Origin of the sequence: Branchiibius hedensis (assembly GCF_900108585.1) — a bacterium.
Taxonomy (GTDB): Bacteria; Actinomycetota; Actinomycetes; order Actinomycetales; family Dermatophilaceae; genus Branchiibius; species Branchiibius hedensis.
In genome coordinates, this window is sequence record NZ_UESZ01000001.1 from 3,356,800 (window position 1) to 3,373,339 (window position 16,540).

At 67.1% G+C, this 16,540-nt stretch carries 12 protein-coding genes; 5 read left to right on the top strand and 7 right to left on the bottom strand.

Annotation, left to right across the window (positions count from 1 at the left end):
- Position 1: 1 nt before the first annotated feature.
- Positions 2–1,564, bottom strand: coding sequence for an LLM class flavin-dependent oxidoreductase (locus tag DR843_RS16295; RefSeq protein ID WP_109687493.1), 1,563 nt, complete (start codon positions 1,562–1,564; stop codon positions 2–4).
- A gap of 126 nt (positions 1,565–1,690) precedes the next feature.
- Between DR843_RS16295 and DR843_RS16300 the strand changes: the two genes are divergently transcribed.
- Positions 1,691–2,809, top strand: a complete 1,119-nt coding sequence (locus tag DR843_RS16300; protein ID WP_109687495.1) for a baeRF11 domain-containing protein — start codon at positions 1,691–1,693, stop codon at positions 2,807–2,809.
- Between the two features lie 7 nt (positions 2,810–2,816).
- Here DR843_RS16300 and DR843_RS16305 read toward each other — a convergent pair whose 3' ends face one another.
- From DR843_RS16305 to DR843_RS16330, 6 genes are all read right to left on the bottom strand, one after another.
- On the bottom strand, positions 2,817–3,155 hold the full coding sequence (locus tag DR843_RS16305) for a hypothetical protein (RefSeq protein WP_109687497.1): 339 nt from the start codon (positions 3,153–3,155) through the stop codon (positions 2,817–2,819).
- 140 nt (positions 3,156–3,295) lie between these two features.
- Positions 3,296–4,378 (bottom strand): mandelate racemase/muconate lactonizing enzyme family protein, encoded by a 1,083-nt coding sequence (locus tag DR843_RS16310; RefSeq protein ID WP_109687499.1) that lies wholly within the window; start codon positions 4,376–4,378, stop codon positions 3,296–3,298.
- Positions 4,379–4,420: 42 nt separating this feature from the next.
- Positions 4,421–5,932: an aldehyde dehydrogenase family protein gene (locus tag DR843_RS16315; RefSeq protein WP_109687501.1), complete on the bottom strand. Its 1,512-nt coding sequence runs from the start codon at positions 5,930–5,932 to the stop codon at positions 4,421–4,423.
- Complete coding sequence (locus tag DR843_RS16320; RefSeq protein WP_109687503.1) at positions 5,929–7,515, bottom strand: GMC family oxidoreductase; 1,587 nt, start codon at positions 7,513–7,515, stop codon at positions 5,929–5,931. The genes DR843_RS16315 and DR843_RS16320 overlap by 4 nt, the downstream gene beginning before the upstream one ends.
- 169 nt (positions 7,516–7,684) lie before the next feature.
- On the bottom strand, positions 7,685–9,187 hold the full coding sequence (locus DR843_RS16325; protein ID WP_109687504.1) for an APC family permease: 1,503 nt from the start codon (positions 9,185–9,187) through the stop codon (positions 7,685–7,687).
- A gap of 25 nt (positions 9,188–9,212) precedes the next feature.
- Positions 9,213–10,838 carry an amidohydrolase gene (locus DR843_RS16330; protein ID WP_109687506.1) on the bottom strand — a complete coding sequence of 542 codons (1,626 nt, stop codon included), beginning with the start codon at positions 10,836–10,838 and terminating at the stop codon, positions 9,213–9,215.
- Between the two features lie 136 nt (positions 10,839–10,974).
- On the opposite strand from DR843_RS16330, the gene DR843_RS16335 reads away from it, so the two are divergent.
- The 4 genes from DR843_RS16335 to DR843_RS16350 all read left to right on the top strand — a co-directional run bounded on the left by DR843_RS16335 (position 10,975) and on the right by DR843_RS16350 (position 16,538).
- Positions 10,975–11,931 carry a LysR family transcriptional regulator gene (locus tag DR843_RS16335; RefSeq protein WP_109687508.1) on the top strand — a complete coding sequence of 319 codons (957 nt, stop codon included), beginning with the start codon at positions 10,975–10,977 and terminating at the stop codon, positions 11,929–11,931.
- A 140-nt stretch (positions 11,932–12,071) separates the two neighbouring features.
- Complete coding sequence (locus DR843_RS16340; RefSeq protein ID WP_109687510.1) at positions 12,072–13,478, top strand: purine-cytosine permease family protein; 1,407 nt, start codon at positions 12,072–12,074, stop codon at positions 13,476–13,478.
- A gap of 11 nt (positions 13,479–13,489) precedes the next feature.
- Entirely contained in the window at positions 13,490–14,977 is a 1,488-nt protein-coding gene (locus tag DR843_RS16345) for an aldehyde dehydrogenase (protein WP_109687512.1), read from the top strand.
- Positions 14,970–16,538 (top strand): GMC family oxidoreductase, encoded by a 1,569-nt coding sequence (locus DR843_RS16350; RefSeq protein ID WP_109687514.1) that lies wholly within the window; start codon positions 14,970–14,972, stop codon positions 16,536–16,538. The genes DR843_RS16345 and DR843_RS16350 overlap by 8 nt, the downstream gene beginning before the upstream one ends.
- Positions 16,539–16,540: the final 2 nt, after the last annotated feature.

Here is a 16,540-nt window from a genome sequence, read left to right on the forward strand (position 1 = left end):
CTCAGGAGAACCCCAGTCGCGCCAGCGGCTCGACCAGCTCCTGCTCCTCATACGACAGGTGTGAAAGAAGGGTGTCACTGAGCAGATCGAGGGCGTCTTGCAGCCGGTCCGGACCATCGGGCTCGCTGACGAACGCCACGAGGGCCTGATCGACACCGTCGAGCACGCCGTGGATCACCCGGTGCTCCTCCTCCAGCCGGTCGATGACCGGATCCAGCGACGGTTGAGCAGAGCGCAGGTGCGGTAAGACGCTCACGTCCTCGATCGTGTGGTGCGTCGTGACGACCCGGCAGTATTGAGCGCAGTAGACCCCAGCGGTCCAGTTGTTCTGTCGCATGGTGGATTCGTTGATGGCAGAACGAGCTTCGGCAACATCGAGCTGACCGGCGATCACCTGGTCGACGATGCCGCGAAGTTGCTCCAACTCCTGACGCAGTTGATCGTGGATGTCGACCAGGTGCTGTCCGCTCGCCTGCTCGTGCGCGGTGTAGAGCCGCGTCGGATCGGCCGCTGGGCGATGCGGCCGGGTCGACTCGTCCCACGGCTGCTCGGTGGAGCGACGGGTCACCGGCGCCGGCGTGGGTACGACGGTCAGCGGCGACGCCTCGATCGTCGCCTTCGCGCGTGGAGCGGTGGGCAGTGCATCGGTCAGTGAACCCAACGCCAGCGGTTCCTCTGGAGACGAAGAGCGCTCTGCGGCAACGAGTTCGCGCACCCCGGGTGCCACCTCACCGGCGAACCGGCGAATGGTGTCGGGGTCATCGGAGGCCAGGATGTAGGTGGACATACCGCTGTCCACCGTCAGCTCGGCCAGTTGCTCGACCCACTCCCGGGCCGAACCGGTGGGGAAGCCGTCGTTGCTGCCGAAACGGCCCATGATGTTGTAGAGCCTCGTGATCTCGGACGGAGAGCGTCCCGCGGCGATGGCAGCCTGGTCGATGGCCAGGTTCATGTCGTCGAGAACGTCCGGCGTGGCGTACGACGAACTGGGCAGCCAGCCGTCCGCCAACTGGCCGGTAATGCGCAGCATGCGCGGTTTGTAGGCGCCGATCCAGATGCCGATGCGGTGCACTGGCGCTGGTCCAGGGCGAATCCCCCTGACGTCGTAGTGCGTTCCGGGGTGTTGTACAGCCGGCCCACCGATCGGGCCCCAGATTCCGCGGATGACCTCGATGCCCTCGACCAAGGCATCCACAGACTGTTTCGCGGTGCGGGTTGGCCCGCCGGCGGCTTTGATCGCGTCCTGGAAACCGCCTGATCCCAGACCCAGTTCGACACGCCCACCGGACAACACGTCCAGGGTGGCCGCCGACCGGGCCAGGACGACGGGTGGTCGCAACGGCAGATTCGCGACGTTAGGTGAGACGTGCACGCGCTGGGTACGCGCCGCGATCACGGACAGCAGGGTCCACGCGTCAAGCATCGGCGAGTAGGGGTGGTCCTGCACGCTGACCAGGTCGAGCCCGACGTCCTCCGCGAGCAGCGCGAGATCGACGACCCGCTGGGCGTTGGAAGCGTCCGGGGTGGGGAACAGGCCGAACTTCAGTTCGTGTCCGTAGTCCATGAATCTCCTCCTATCCACAGCGTAGGGCTGTCGGTTCCAGCCGGTCAGCTGAGCGGTGAAAGGAGCGCGTGGGAGGATTGAGTCATCGGCGCTCGCACCGGCGCGGCGCCCAGCCGAGGAGTGCTCATGTTGCACGTTGACATCCCGTCCGTCGCCACCATCCGCCAGCTGGCTGAGGTGCAAGCGCCAGGTTGTGTCTCCATCTATCTGCCCACTGGCACGCTGCCCTCTGATGCTGCCCAGGCACGGATCGAACTGAAGAACGCTCGCGACGAGGCCGTGGGGATCCTGCGTGAGGCGGAGTTGGAACGAGGCCGGCTCGGGTTGATCACCGAGGCCCTGGATGACTTGATCGATGACGAGAACTTCTGGATCTATCAAGCCCGTTCGCTCGCGGTGTTCGTCGACGGCGACCACCTCACGAGCTTCCGGCTGCCCAACGAATTGTCTTCTCGGGTGGACGTTTCCGATCGGTTCTTGCTCAAGCCGCTGCTGCGCACGGTGACCTTCGCGCAGACTGCGTTCGTGTTGGCGCTGTCCCAGAACGCGGCGCGACTGGTCGAGATCGTGCCGGACACGGCCGCGGAGACGGTCACGGTGCCGGACCTGCCGACGGATGCCGCGTCGTACGTCGGGAAGTCCTCGATCAAGGACCGCGCGCCCGTTCGGCGGCTGCAGGGCTCGGAGGGCCAGAAGGTGCGGCTGCGGCAGTATGCGCGCGGCGTGGACCAGGCACTGCGTCCGCTGCTCACCGGCTCCGGGATCCCGTTGATCCTGGCGACGACGCAGCCGCTGGACGGCATCTACCGGTCGGTGAACAGTTACCAGGGTTTGGCGCCGCGCTCGATCGAGGGCAATCCCGAGGACCTCAGCGACCAGCAGCTCGCCGAAGCGGCCCGCCCGATCCTGGATGAGATCTACGCCCAACAGGTGCAGGATTTCAACGACCGGTTCGCGACGTTTGCCTCGCAGGGCCGGGCGATCACCGACCTCAGCGACATCGCCCGGGCGGCGACGGCCGGGGCGATCGACGTCATCGCGTTCGACATCGATGCCGTGGTGAACGGAACGGTCGACGAGCAAGGAGCCATCGCGATCGAGGACGCGGACACCGCCGAGAACTATGGCGTGGTCGACGAAATCGTCCGTCGTGCAGTGCGCGCCGACGCCGGGGTACTCGCCGTACGCGCGGCTGACCTTCCGGCCCAGACGCCGGCGGCGGCGCTTTTGCGGTTCACGCTGTAGGACCAACTCAGCCCTTCATCGCGCTGGTCGTGCAGTCCTTGGTGGCGTCGGTCAGCAAGGTCTCGTCCTTGTCGTCGGCTTTGGTGCTCTTGTCGCCGGAGGCCATCGCCTTGAGGGTCTGCGTCGTGGCCTTGTCGTAGATCTTGTCGACCGTGCACGAGGAGATCTTGTCGATCATGTCGCCACCGGCGGAGGCGTCCGCGCCCAGCGACGTCTTGAGCAGCTTGCTGTAGCCGGACTTCACATCGGCCTTGGCCGGCTTGTCGTCACCACCACCGCACGCGGCGAGGGTGACCGGTGTAGCGACCAGCATGGAGACGGCAGCGAAACGGGACAGCTTCTTCATCAGGTTTTCCTCCGAGCGGGCAGGGTATGGAACCCGGCGTTGCGTTCGGCCGCGAGGGTTTGCGACCGATCGAAACGCTATCTGTGCCGAGCCTGTGCGACCTAGTGGGCGGATGTCGGGACTTCCCCCGACACAGCCGATTACTCCAAGATCCGATCCACACTACTACCGGGCAGGTCGGCCAGGTGAATCTGGTTGCTCTGCAATGCCATTCCGCCCCGTACTGCACTACTCGCGAACCACCAGGGCGCGTCGAGGTCGCTGACGACGCTCGTCCCGTACGCCGCCACCAGGCTGGCCGCGGCCCCCACCCCGATCTCGGACTCCATCATGCAACCGACCATGGTGGCGATGCCCTCGGACTTCGCCAGCTCGAGCAGGGTGCCGGCCGCCAGGAGGCCGCCGCACTTGGCCAACTTCACGTTGACCATGTCGGCCGCCCGATGCCGGATGACGGTGACGAGATCGTGCACGCTGAAGACAGCCTCGTCCGCCAGGATCGGCAACTCGACCCGGTCGCTGACCCAGGCCAGTCCTTCGATGTCGAGACGGCGCACCGGTTGCTCTACCAACTCGATGCGCAGATCAGCATCCTCCAGACCGCGGATCGCCCGGACCGCTTCGCGTGGCGTCCAGCCCTGATTGGCGTCGAGGCGGATCGTGACGTCCGGACCGACGGCGTCGCGGATGGCCTTGACCCGGGCGACGTCCTGCTCAGCAGTGCCGGTGCCCACCTTTGCCTTGAGCACCGAAAATCCCTCCGCCGCACGCGCTTTCGCTGCAGCGGCCAACTCATCGACGGTGCCCGCGGCGAGGGTCACGTCGGTTTCCACCGTGGTGGCTGCGCTGCCGCCGAGCAATTGCACCAGCGGGATCCCGGCGACCCGTGCCGCAAGATCATGCAGGGCGACATCCACGGCGCAGATCGCTGCCTCGTTGCCCGCGACGGCGCCGCGCACGCGGTGGATCAGGTCGACGTACGCCCGGGGGTCCTGGCCGATCAGTAGTGGCGCCAGCAGTTCCTCGACGCACGCCTGACTACCCGGGATGGATGCTCCGGTGACCTGCCAGATCTGCGGCGCCTCGCCGTACCCCGTCCTGCCTTCGTCGTCGGTGATGGTGACCAGCAGGGAGTCGGAGGTCGTGGTGCGGCGCAAGGCGGTGACGAAGGGCGTGTGCAGAGGCGAACGCAGGATCGAGGTGTTGACGTCGGTGATGACCACAAACCCGACGGTATCGCCGGGCTTGCGCTCACCGGTGGCGGGCTACTGCTTCTTCAGGAACTGGTTGGCGCGCCCGTGCAACGTCAGGATCAGCGAACCCCACAGCTTGTCCTCGGTCGGCCCACGGTCGAAGGAGGTCACGTTGAGCGCGGCCGGCATCAGTTGCTTCACGACCGACTTGGGCTGAGCGAATTCGCGCAGGCCGTCCTCACCGTGGATCCGGCCGATGCCGGACTGGCCAACGCCGCCGAACGGCAGCGACGGGATGGCGGCGTAGACGAGTACGGCGTTGACGGCGGTCATGCCCGAGCGCACCTTGTCGGCGATCCAGGTGCCGTTCTTCTTGCTGAACACCGCTGAACCCAGGCCGTATTCGCTGGCGTTGGTCAGGTCGATCGCCTCCTGGGCGGAGGTGACCTTGCGGACCGTGATCGTCGGGCCGAACGTCTCGTCGGTCACCGCCAGAGCATCTTCAGGTACGTCGACCAGCACCGTGGCGGGGATGAAACCGTCGGTGACCTCGCCACCGGTGAGCGCTTTGCCACCCCGGGCGATGGCGTCGTCGATGTGCTTGCGGATGACCTCGACCTGGGCGGGCATGGTCATCGGGCCGTAGTTGACGCCGGGTTGGACGGCCTTGGCCCGCTCGACCAGTTTGTCGACGAAGCGGTCGTAGACCTTCTCGTGCACATACGCGCGTTCGATGCCGATGCAGGTCTGACCGGCGTTCCAGAAGGCACCCCAGGCGGCAGCCTCGGCGGCCTTGTCCACGTCGGCGTCCGCGTCGACGATGATCGAGTCCTTGCCGCCGGCCTCGATGACCACCGGGGTCAGCGTCTCGGCGCAGGCGGCCAGTACCTTCTTGCCGGTCCTGGTGGAGCCGGTGAAGGCAAGTTTGTCGACGCCGCTGGTGCACAGGGCATTTCCGGTCTCACCGAAGCCACGCACGATCTGCAGGACGTCGTGGTCGGGCAGTACCTCGTGGAAGGCGTCGACCAGCCAGGTGCCGATCGCGGGGCTGAACTCCGAGGGCTTGAAGACGACGGTGTTGCCCGCCGCGAGGGCATAGGCAATCGAGCCCATGGGGGTGAAGACCGGGTAGTTCCACGGGCCGATGACTCCGACGACGCCACGCGGCAGGTACTCCACGGTCGCGCGCTGGTTGACCATGACCAGACCACTGGAGACGTGCCGCTTGCCGAGCACCTTCTTGGCGTGCTTGGTCGCCCACGCGAGGTGCTCGATGGCCATGCCGACCTCGAGGGCGGCGTCACCGTGCGGTTTACCGGTCTCGGCGTAGACGACGTCGGCGAGCTGGTTCATCCGGCGAGCCAGGACGGCGCGCCACTGGTCGAGGTATTTGCCGCGGCCCTTGAAACCAAGGCCGGCCCACCAGTCGGCAGCTTCGCGGGCACGCTCCACCGCAGCCTGCACTGCGGCCGCGTCGTCGATCGGATACGTCGCGTAGACGTCGCCGGTGGTGGGGTTGTAGCTGTCGAAGGTCTTCGGCTGCTCGTCGGTCGTGGTGACGGGAGCGTCGGCGGTCAGGGTCATCGAGCGTCCTTTCGGATCAGGTCGGCAGCCTTCTCGCCGACCATGATGGTGGGTGCGTTGGTGTTGCCGCGGGGGACCATCGGCATCACGGATGCGTCTGCGATACGGAGGTTTTCGACACCGCGGACTTTCAGGGAGGGATCGACGACGGCATCTTCGCCGTCGCCCATGGCGCAGGTGCCGACCGGGTGGTAGAGCGTCTGGGTGTAGGCGCGGATGTGTGCGGTCAGCTCTTCGTCGCTCGGATCACTGCTGGCTGGTCGGGCCGCCCCCGCGAGGTATTGCGCGAACGGTCCACTCCGAGCGATGTCGATGGCCCGCCGGCAACCGGCGAGCATGGCGTCGAGGTCGGTCTGGTCGTCGTAGTACGCCGGATCCATCGTCGGCGCCCAGCGCGGGTCCGTCGAGCGCAGCCGCAACGTCCCGCGGCTGGCGACGTTCACCAGTGTCGGCGCAGTGGTGACGGAGCGGACGTTGGGTTCGTTGAGTCCGTTGTTGTAGAACGACGTCGGTGCGACGTGGATCTGGATGTCCGGGGCCGCCAGACCGTCGCGACTGGTGAAGAAGGCGCCGCCCTCACCGATGTTCGACGACAGCGGGCCACGACCACCGACGAGTGCTTTGCCCAGGTTGACCATGTTCTGCATGGCAGCCGGATCGTCGGCGCCCCTGGTCCGCCAGATGATCGGGACCGCCGGGTGGTCGTGCAGGTTCTCCCCCACGCCCGGGAGATCGACAGCCACGTCAATATCCAACTCCCGCAGGTGATTTGCCGGGCCGATGCCGGAGAGCAGGAGAAGCTGGGGCGAGTTGACGGCGCCGCCGGACAGGATGACTTCGCGATCGGCGTACGCCGTGTGCTCGTCTCTGCCGGTCAGGTAGGCCACGCCGGTGGCCCGCTGACCGTCCAGCACCACACGGGTCGCCAGGGCACCGGTCCGGATGGTGAGGTTCGGGCGCTTGCGGGCCGGCTCGAGGTAGGCCTTCCAGGTGGACCAGCGCTTCCCTTTCTTGCAGGTCACTTGGTACAGGCCGGCGCCCTCCTGGCCCGCACCGTTGAAGTCGTCGTTGCGTTTGAGGCCGGAGGCGATCGCCGATTCGACCCAGGCGGTCGTCAACGGGAAGGTGTATCGGCGGTCCTCGACCCACAGGGGTCCGGCGTTGCCGTGGTACTCGTCGTGGATGCTCTGGTTGTCTTCGGCCTTGATGAAGTAGGGCAGCACCTCGTCGTATCCCCAACCAGCACAGCCGAATTCGTCCCGCCACGTGTCGTAGTCGAGATGGTTGCCGCGGATGTAGATCATCGCGTTCATTGAGGAGCAGCCACCGAGGGCCTTCATCCGGGGCCAGTAGGTCGGACGGCCCTCGAGCTGCTTCTGGGAGGTGGTCGTGTAGTTCCAGTCCCACTTGGTTTTGAAGAGCGATGTGAACGCCGCCGGGATGGTGATCTCGTCGGCATCCGGTTCGGGACCGGCCTCCAGCAGCAGGACGCGGACTGCCGGATCCTCGGTGAGGCGGGCGGCGATGACCGCTCCGGCGCTGCCACCGCCCACGATGACGTAGTCGAACGATTCGTTGCCCATGCTGCTCCCGCCGTCGGTGTGACTTACTGCACAGTATGCGCGGGGTTGCTGGGGACGTCACCCGGTCCGGTCACCCCACCTCGCGCGGGTCTGAATACATGTGGCGGGTTCGCGGCGTCGAAACCGGCCACACGTATCCAAAGTCGACAGAGGAGCAGGCGGGACGGGGTCACTCTGTGGCGGGCACCGGCTCCGGCTCGGGAGTGGCCAGGTTCGCCCGCAGCGGTGCCCCACGCACGTAGCCCACGGCGCACAGGATCATCAGGACGACGAGGGTGCCGATCGTGAAGAGCTCGAAGGTGCCGCGGTGCACACCCCAGGTGTCGAAGAACGGGTAGTCCGCGCCGACCAGCGCCTCCAGGGTGCCCGGGAAGATCGCGACCCAGGACCCGAGCAGGATCCACAGGAAACACAGCACGCCCATCGCGGTGAAGACGGCGTTCGACACCGGCACCCGGAACGGCCGGTGCACGTCCGGCAGCAGCGTGCGCAGCCGGATGGCCGCCGGGATCACCAGCAGATAGCTGAGCAGGAAGGTGGTGATCGAGATGGTCAGCACGACCGCGAACACCGCGCCGGCGTCACCGCTGACCTGCATCGCGACCAACATGAACACCGTCGCTACGACCCCGGACAGGAAGTTGACCCGCACCGGCGTGCTCAGGTGCTTGTTGAAGACACCGAAGAAACCGCCGAAGAAGGCACCGTCGGCCGCGGCGATCGCTTGCATCCGGTCGGAGATGATCATCCAGGACGCACCCTGCGACATCAGGATCAGCACCAGACACACCGACAGGACCTTCAGCATCGGGCCGGCGGCCGGACCGTAGACCGAGAAGACGGTGGAGGTTGCGTCGAAGAAGCCGCTGATGCCCTTGATCTGGTCCTTGGGCATCACCGCCAGGATCGCGAAGATCGGCAGCAGATAGCACAGCGCGGCGATGCCGCTGGAACGCAGGATGCCGAACGGGATGTCCCGCGCGGGGTTCTTCACCTCACCGGCCGCACTGTTGCCCGACTCGAAGCCCAGGTAGGCGAACAGCAGGATCGGGACCGCGCCGAAGAAGCCGATCCAGGTCGGGGAGAAGTCGGAGATCGACAGATCGGTGATGCCGTGCTCGATCGCGTAGGCGATGGTCGTGCCGATGAAGAGCACCAGCAGTCCGACCTTGAGCAGCGCGCCGAGTGTCGGGATCCATTTGCCGTACCGCAGACTCACGATCGCCGCGATCACCGTCACCCACACGAAGATCAGCTTGAACGCGTAGTCGGCGAACGAGCCGGAGGCGATGTGCGCCAGATTCACGTTCCAGGCCTCGGTGGCCAGGAACGCCATCGAACCGCCGACCCACACCGGCTGGGTCACCCAGGTCAGCAGCGCCGCGACGGCACCGGCCATGCGCCCGAATGCGTCCCGCACCCAGGTGTAGGCGCCACCCTCCTCGGTGAACGCGCCACCGGTCTCGGCGAAGATCAGGCCGTAGGGGACCAGGAACGTCACCGCCAGCACGGCCGTCCAGGTGAAGGCTTCCGCTCCGAAGGTGGAGACCTGGCCGAGGGTCTCCAGCCCGACGACGGCCGAGATCAACAGGAAGATGAGGTCGAACCGGCCGAGGGACCGGGTCAGGTTCTGCTCCTGTTCCTGGGCGAACGCGGTGGGTGTGGTGGTCATGACGTGGGTCCTTGCGTTGAGTGGGTCAGGCGGTGAAGACAGGGGCGCCATCGACGTACGTCGCGTGCACCCGGATGGCGGAGAGTTCGTGCGTTGGCGTGCTGATCGGGTCCCGGTCAAGGACCACCAGGTCGGCGGCCATACCGACGTCGAGGGTCCCGTTGCGGTCCAGGCGGGACGCGTAGGCGGCGCCGGCCGTCGCCGCGTGGACCGCCGTGACGATGTCCAGACCTTCGTCTGGCAACAGCGGCACTCGCTGGGCGTGCTCGTCCGCGGCGTGCGGATCTGCATGGGGCGCAGTCCGGTTCACGGCGACGTGAATCGCCCACAGCGGGTCCGGACTCGACACCGGCCAGTCCGAGCCGAACGCCAGGGAAGTGCCCGCCCCGTGCAAGCTGCTGAAGGCGAAATGCCGGCGACGCTGCTCGTCGGTGAGGTACGGCAGTTTGGTTTCGACCAGCACCCGGTCCTCGCGGGCCCACAACGGGGACACGTTGGCGATGACGCCGAGCCGCTTGAACCGGTCGATGTCGGCCGCGTCGATCAGGTCGATGTGCGCGATCTGATGGCGGGCGTCCGGTCGGTGGGCCGCCGCGTCGACGGCATCCAGCGCCTCCCGGACCGCGCGATCGCCCACTGCGTGCAGATGGACATCGAAGTTCTCAGCGGACAGGGCGCCGACGATCTCGGTGAGCCACACCGGTTCCAAGAAGCTCAAACCGTGCTGGTGCGGGTGACCCCGGTAGGGCTCCAGCACTGCGGCCGTGAGGTTTTCGCAGACCCCGTCCTGCATGATCTTGATCCCGGTGGTGCGGAACCGGCGGGCGTCCCGGGTGGTCTCGCGGCGGCGTACGAAACCCTCGATCTGGCTGAGGTCGCCGTCCAGCTGCCACCACAGGTCACCGGTGACCCGCGCGGTCAGCGCACCGGACGCGTCCAGGGCCCGGTAGGCCTCGAACGTGTCTGGTAGCCCGAGGCATTCGCCGACACCGGCGTCCTGCCAGCCGACGACGCCTACGGAGTGCAGGTAGGTCTGCGCCTCCAGCAGTGCGCGCTCGATCTCGGCCGCACTCGGTGCCGGGAGCAGGTCGGTGACCAGATTGGCAGCGGACTCGACCAACATGCCGGTGGCCGCACCGCAGGCGTCGCGGATGATCCGACCGCCCTCCGGATCGGGTGTGCTCTCGGTGATCCCGGCACGCTCCAGTGCCGCCGAGTTGACCCATACGCCGTGGCCGTCGTGGCTCATGAAGCACGCGGGTCGACCGTCAGTGAGGCTGTCCAACTCGGCCGCCGTCGGGAACCCGCCAGCGAACACATCGCCGTACCAACCGGATCCGGTGATCCACTCCGAGGAGGACGAGGCAACGTGTGCCGTGATCAGGGCGCGGTAGGCCTGCAGGCCATGCACTTCGTCCAGATCGCAGTGCATCCGGTTGAGGCCACCCATCGCGGGGTGCACGTGCGCGTCGACGAAGCCGGGCAGCACGACTCCGTCGACGTCGATGATCCGGGTGCCGGGACCGGTCAGGTCCGCGCAGTCGGTGGCGCCCAGGGCCACAACGCTGCCGTCGCGGATGGCGAGGGCATCGGTCAACGGCGATCCCGCAGAGGCTCGGATCGATCCGCGGAAGACAGTGTCGGCTCGCATTGGATCCTCCCGGGGTCGGCACGTGTTCCGCAGACCCTCCCACGCCGGAGGGGGTCGGGCGGTTACGTTTGAGTTTCAGCTCAGCTGATTCTGTTGATGAAAGTCATCTGAATTTCTGTTGCACCGGGAGGCGTCGATGGCCGCACAGGACCGCGCGGGCAACCGCCTGCCGAACTTCACCCTCGTCCAACTGCGCTACTTCGCCGCGGCGGCCGAACACGGCAGCATGACCGCCGCCGCGCGTGAGTTGGTCGTCTCCCAGTCAGCGGTTTCGACCGCGGTCGCCCAGCTGGAGAAGGAACTCGGCGTCCAGCTGTTGCTGCGCCATCATGCCCGCGGCCTGGCGTTGACCCCGGCCGGGCGGGAGTTTTACACCGAACTGCGCGGCTTCCTCGCGCACAGCCAGGAGCTCGCCGACGCCGCGCGCAACGCGGGCCAGACGCTGATGGGCGAGTTGCGGGTCGGCATGTTCGCCACCATCGCGCCGTTCATGCTGCCCGGGCTGGTCACGCAGTACGCCGATCGCTACCCCCGCGTCGACCTCACCGTGATCGAGGCCGAGCATGCGGAGTTGAAGAAGGGGTTGCGCGACGGCGCCTTCGAGGTCGCGGTGATGTACAGCTACGACCTCGGCACGGAGTTGCGCTGCGTCCCGGTGGCGACCATCCCGCCGTACGTGCTGGTCCCGGTCGGTCACCGGTTGGCGGGGCGGCGCAGTGTGTCGCTGGCCGAGCTGGCCGGCGATCGGTTGGTGCTGCTCGACCTGCCGCACACGGCCAGCTACTTCCGCTCGTTGTTCGCCCAGGTCGGGGTCGAACCGACGATCGGCTACCGGTCGCGATTGTTCGAGACGGTGCGCTCGATGGTGGCCGCCGGACACGGCTACTCCATCCTCAACCAGCGCCCCGCCAGCGACGAGAGCTACAGCGGCGGGCCGGTCGTCGCGCTACGTATCAAGGACGAGTTGCCGACCCTGGACGCCGTCGCGGCCTGGGTGGACGGTGCGCGGCTGACCCGCAAGGCGATGGCGTTCATCGAGCAGTGCCGCGCCATCGGCGGCCTGGAGCCGGGTATCGGCAAATTAGATGACTAACGCCATTTTCTTGTGATGGACAAATGACCGCCGGACGCCACATCGTTGGGTGATCCGGCACCTGCGGGTGCCCGTCGCACATCGTGGTGCATCCCCTTGACATCGCGCCCCGCGCACCCCGCACTGCTAGGAGACGCTCCATGGCAACGTCACACGAAAACCCCACGCTCACAGAGACTCTCGAAGCTCGCACCATCGAGCACATCCCCGAAGACGAGCGGCACGGCAGTGCCACCCAGCTGTTCACCATCTGGTTCGGCTCCAACATCATGCTGCTGACCGTGGCGACCGGTGTGCTGGCCACCCTGGTCTTCGGGCTGCCGGTCTGGGCGGCGGCGATCGCCCTGATCATCGGCAACCTCGTCGGTGGTGTGGTGATGGCCCTGCACGCCGCGCAGGGTCCGCAGATGGGTGTGCCGCAGATGCTGCAAACCCGTGCGCAGTTCGGGTCCTACGGCAGCCTGCTGGTCGTCACGATCGTGGTGCTGATGTACACCGCGTTCTTCGCCTCCAACATGGTGCTCGGCGGCCAGGCACTCGCGAGCCTGATCGGGATGGGTGAGACCCCGGCGATCCTGCTGGTCGGTGTGCTGGGTGTCCTCGGCGCCATCTTCGGCTACAAGGTCATCCACGCCATGGCCGGCGTCATCAGCGCGCTGGCCGGTGTGGCCCTGCTGCTGTCGCTGGTCATGCTCTTCGTGATCAAACTGCCGAGCGACACCTTCTCGGTTGGATCCTTCTCCTGGGCCGGTTTCATGAGCACGTTGTCGCTGGCCGCCCTGTGGCAGATCGCCTACGCGCCGTACGTCTCGGACTACACCCGCTACATGCCCAAGGACACCGGCGTGCGGGCCGCCTTCTGGGCGACCTACTCCGGGTGCGTGCTCGGCTCGTTGTTGCCGATGCTCCTGGGCGCGGTGCTCGGTGCCGCCTTCCCCAAGGACGACACGATCGCCGCGGTGCGCGACGGATCGGGGATCTTCGGGGTCTTCGTGCTGGCCGTCTTCGGCATCAGCATCGCCGCCACGAACGCGATGAACCTCTACTGCGGCGCGCTGTCCACTCTCACGATCGGCCAGACGCTGTGGCCCACGTGGCGACCGAAGGCAGCCATGCGGATCATCGTCTGCCTGGGTCTGTTCGCGATCAGCTGTGTGATCGGCCTGCTGGGCAAGGACAACTTCCTGGGCAACTTCAGCAACCTGATGCTGCTGCTGATGTGCGTGCTGATCCCGTGGACCGCGGTCAACCTGGTCGACTACTACCTGCTGCGCCACGGGGACTACGACATCGACTCGCTCTTCGAGTCCGATGGCGGCATCTACGGCAAGCTCAACGTGCCCGCCGTGGGCTGCTACGTCCTGGGCATCCTGGTGCAGTTGCCGTTCCTGTCCAACACGCTCTACACCGGCCCGATCGCCAAAGCGATGAACGGGGTCGACATCTCCTGGATCGTCGGCCTGGCCGTCATCTGCCCCGTCTACTACTTCTGGGCCAAGGCCGCTCGCAGCTCGCACGTGGTGCTGGCTGCCGACGCCACGGTGTGAGGATCGACTCTGTGAAGACAGCTCCCGAATGGGCCGCCGCCGCGGCCGCTCAGCGACCCGCCGGACTGGCCTGGATCGACGGTCGGCCCGTCCCGAGCAGCTCTGGTCGCACCCGGCCCACCGTCGATCCGGCGACCGGCCAGGTCATCGCCGAGGTCGCCGAGTGCGACGAGCGCGACGTCGACCTCGCGGTGGATGCCGCCCGTCGGGCCTTCCTGTCCGGCTCGTGGAGCCGTCAGGGGCCGCGGGATCGGGCCGCCGTGCTCAGCCGCCTCGCCGACCTGATCCTGGCCAACCTCGATGAGTTGGCGCTGCTGGACAGCCGCGATGGTGGCAAGCGGATCGTCGACACGACCGCCATCGACATTCCCGGGTCGGCCGCGATCCTGCGCTGGTACGCCGAGTCCCTGGACAAGGTGTACGGCGAGGTGGCGCCGACCGGGCCGGGCGATCTGGCCACGGTCACTCGCGAACCGCTGGGCGTCATCGCGGCGGTCGTGCCGTGGAACTACCCCTTGGAGATGGCCATCTGGAAGCTGGCACCGGCGCTCGCCGTCGGCAACAGTGTCGTGCTCAAGCCGTCGGAGGAAACGCCTCTGTCGGCGTTGCGGCTGGGCGAATTGGCCACGGAGGCAGGGCTTCCCGATGGCGTGCTGTCTGTTGTGCCTGGCGACGGCCCGGTCGTGGGTCAGGCGCTCGGGCGTCACACCGACGTCGACGCGGTCACCTTCACCGGCTCTACCCAGGTCGGCAAGCTCTTCCAGCTTTACGCCGGCGAGTCGAACATGAAGCAGGTGTGGCTGGAGTGCGGTGGCAAGAGTGCCGTCGTGGTCCTGGATGACGTGACGGATCTCGACGCGGTCGCGGCCGGAGTGACCGGCGGGATCTTCACCAACGCCGGCCAGGTCTGCTCCGCCACGTCACGGCTGGTCGTGCAACGTGGGGTTGCCGAGGCGCTGACCGAGCGGCTCCTGGCCCGGACAGCAGCGATCACGGTGGGCAACCCGTTGGATCCGGCGACGGACATGGGGCCGCTGGTCAGCATCGGGCAGGCAACGCAGGTGCGTTCGCTGCTCACCGATGGTGCGGCCGAAGCGGCAGCACTGGTCGGCGGCGAGCTCGAACCCGGCGCAGCCACAGAGTGTTTCGTCCGTCCCGCGGTCCTGGTCGATGTCGCACCCACTGCCCGCATTGCGCAGACGGAAGTCTTCGGGCCAGTTCTGGTGACGCACGTCGTCGACACCGAGGAAGAGGCGATCGCAGTGGCCAACGGCACGCCGTACGCGTTGGCGGCTGGGCTGTGGACCGACGATCTGCGTCGGGCACACCGGGTTGCTGCAGCGCTGCGAGCCGGCACGGTATCGGTGAATTGCGTTGACGCATTGGATGTTTCAACGCCGTTCGGCGGATTCGGCCTGTCCGGCTATGGTCGTGACCTGTCGTTGCACGCGATGGACAAATTCACCGGGTTGAAGACGACCTGGGTGCACTATGGCTGATTCGCAGCACGAGTTCATCGTCGTGGGTGGTGGCACTGCCGGATCATTGCTCGCGGCCCGACTGGCTGAGCGCGGCCGCGACGTAGCCCTGGTCGAATGGGGCCCCTCGGACAAGCACGAGCCGCGGGCTCGCTACCTGCGCCGCTGGGCCGAGATGCTCGAGGGCGAATACGACCTGGACTACCGCAGCCTGCCCAATGAGCGCGGCAACTCCCACATCCGGTTGGCGCGCCTGCGCATTCTCGGTGGCTGCTCGACTGCGAACACGATGATCGCCTGGCGTCCGTTGGCCTCCGACTTGCAGGAGTGGGAGTCGCTCGGCGCGACCGGCTGGGGTCCGGATGCCGTGCTGCCGCTCTACCAGCGACTGCGGACTCCCATTCAACCTGTGTCGCAGGAGGACCAGAACCCATTCGTCGCGGACGTGGTGGCCAGCGCTTCGTCCGCACTCGGCGTACCGGTGCAGGACGCATGGAACGACGGACGACTGGACGAATCACCCAGCGGCGCAGGATTTTTCGAGGTCGGCTACACGCCGGAGTCCGGAGTGCGTGCGTCTACGTCGATCCATTACCTGCACGAGGCGGAGCCAGGGACTGCGTTGCCAACCGTGCTCACCGGTCTGCGGGCCACGCAGATCGTGCTGTCCGACGACGGCGGGCGCGCGACCGGTGTGCGCGTGCGGTCCGCTGACGGTGTGACCACGACGCTATCGGCCACGCGGGAGGTCGTCCTGTGCGCGGGCGCGATCGACACCCCGCGGCTGCTGCAGTTGTCCGGGATCGGACCACGCGACGTACTCAAAGCTGCCGGCGTCCCCGTGCGACACGAACTCCCGGGCGTCGGGGCGAACCTGCAGGACCACGTCGAAGGGCTGGTGGTCTGGCAGTCGCGGCGGACCCCGCCCGAGGTCTGCGCGAGCGGCTGGGACGCCGGCGCGATGATCAGCGACGCGACCCCCGATGACCGACCCGACGTCCTGATGCACTTCCCGGTCGAGCCGTGGGCCGTGCACGCCGACCGCTACCGCGCCGAGCGCGGTCAGGAACCGTTGCCCCACAACATCATCTCGATCGCGCCCAACGTGGCCCGCCCACTGAGTCGGGGTCGCACGTGGATCACGTCTGCGGACCCGGACGTGCCGCCGGCGATCGACTACCGGTCCTTCACCGATCCCGACGGACGCGATGAGCAACTGCTGGTCGAGGGCGTCCGCCGGGCCCGGCTGATCGCCCAGGAGGAGCCGATGGCCTCCTGGGTGGAGCGAGAAGTGTTCCCTGGCAGTGAGATTCAGGACGGCGATGAGTTGTCGGCCATCCTGCGGGCCACCCACCAGACCGTGTACCACGTCAGCGGTACCTGCCGGATCGGCGCAGTCGACGACCGTCTCGCCGTGGTCGACCCGGACCTCGCCGTCCGCGGGATCGACGGGCTGCGGATCGCCGATGCCTCCGTCTTCCCCACCCTCACCGCGACCAATCCGGTCGTGACGGTGATGCTGGTGGCCGAGCGGGCCGCCGACCTGATCACCGAAGCAATTCCACACCCAGAAGGAGCCTGACC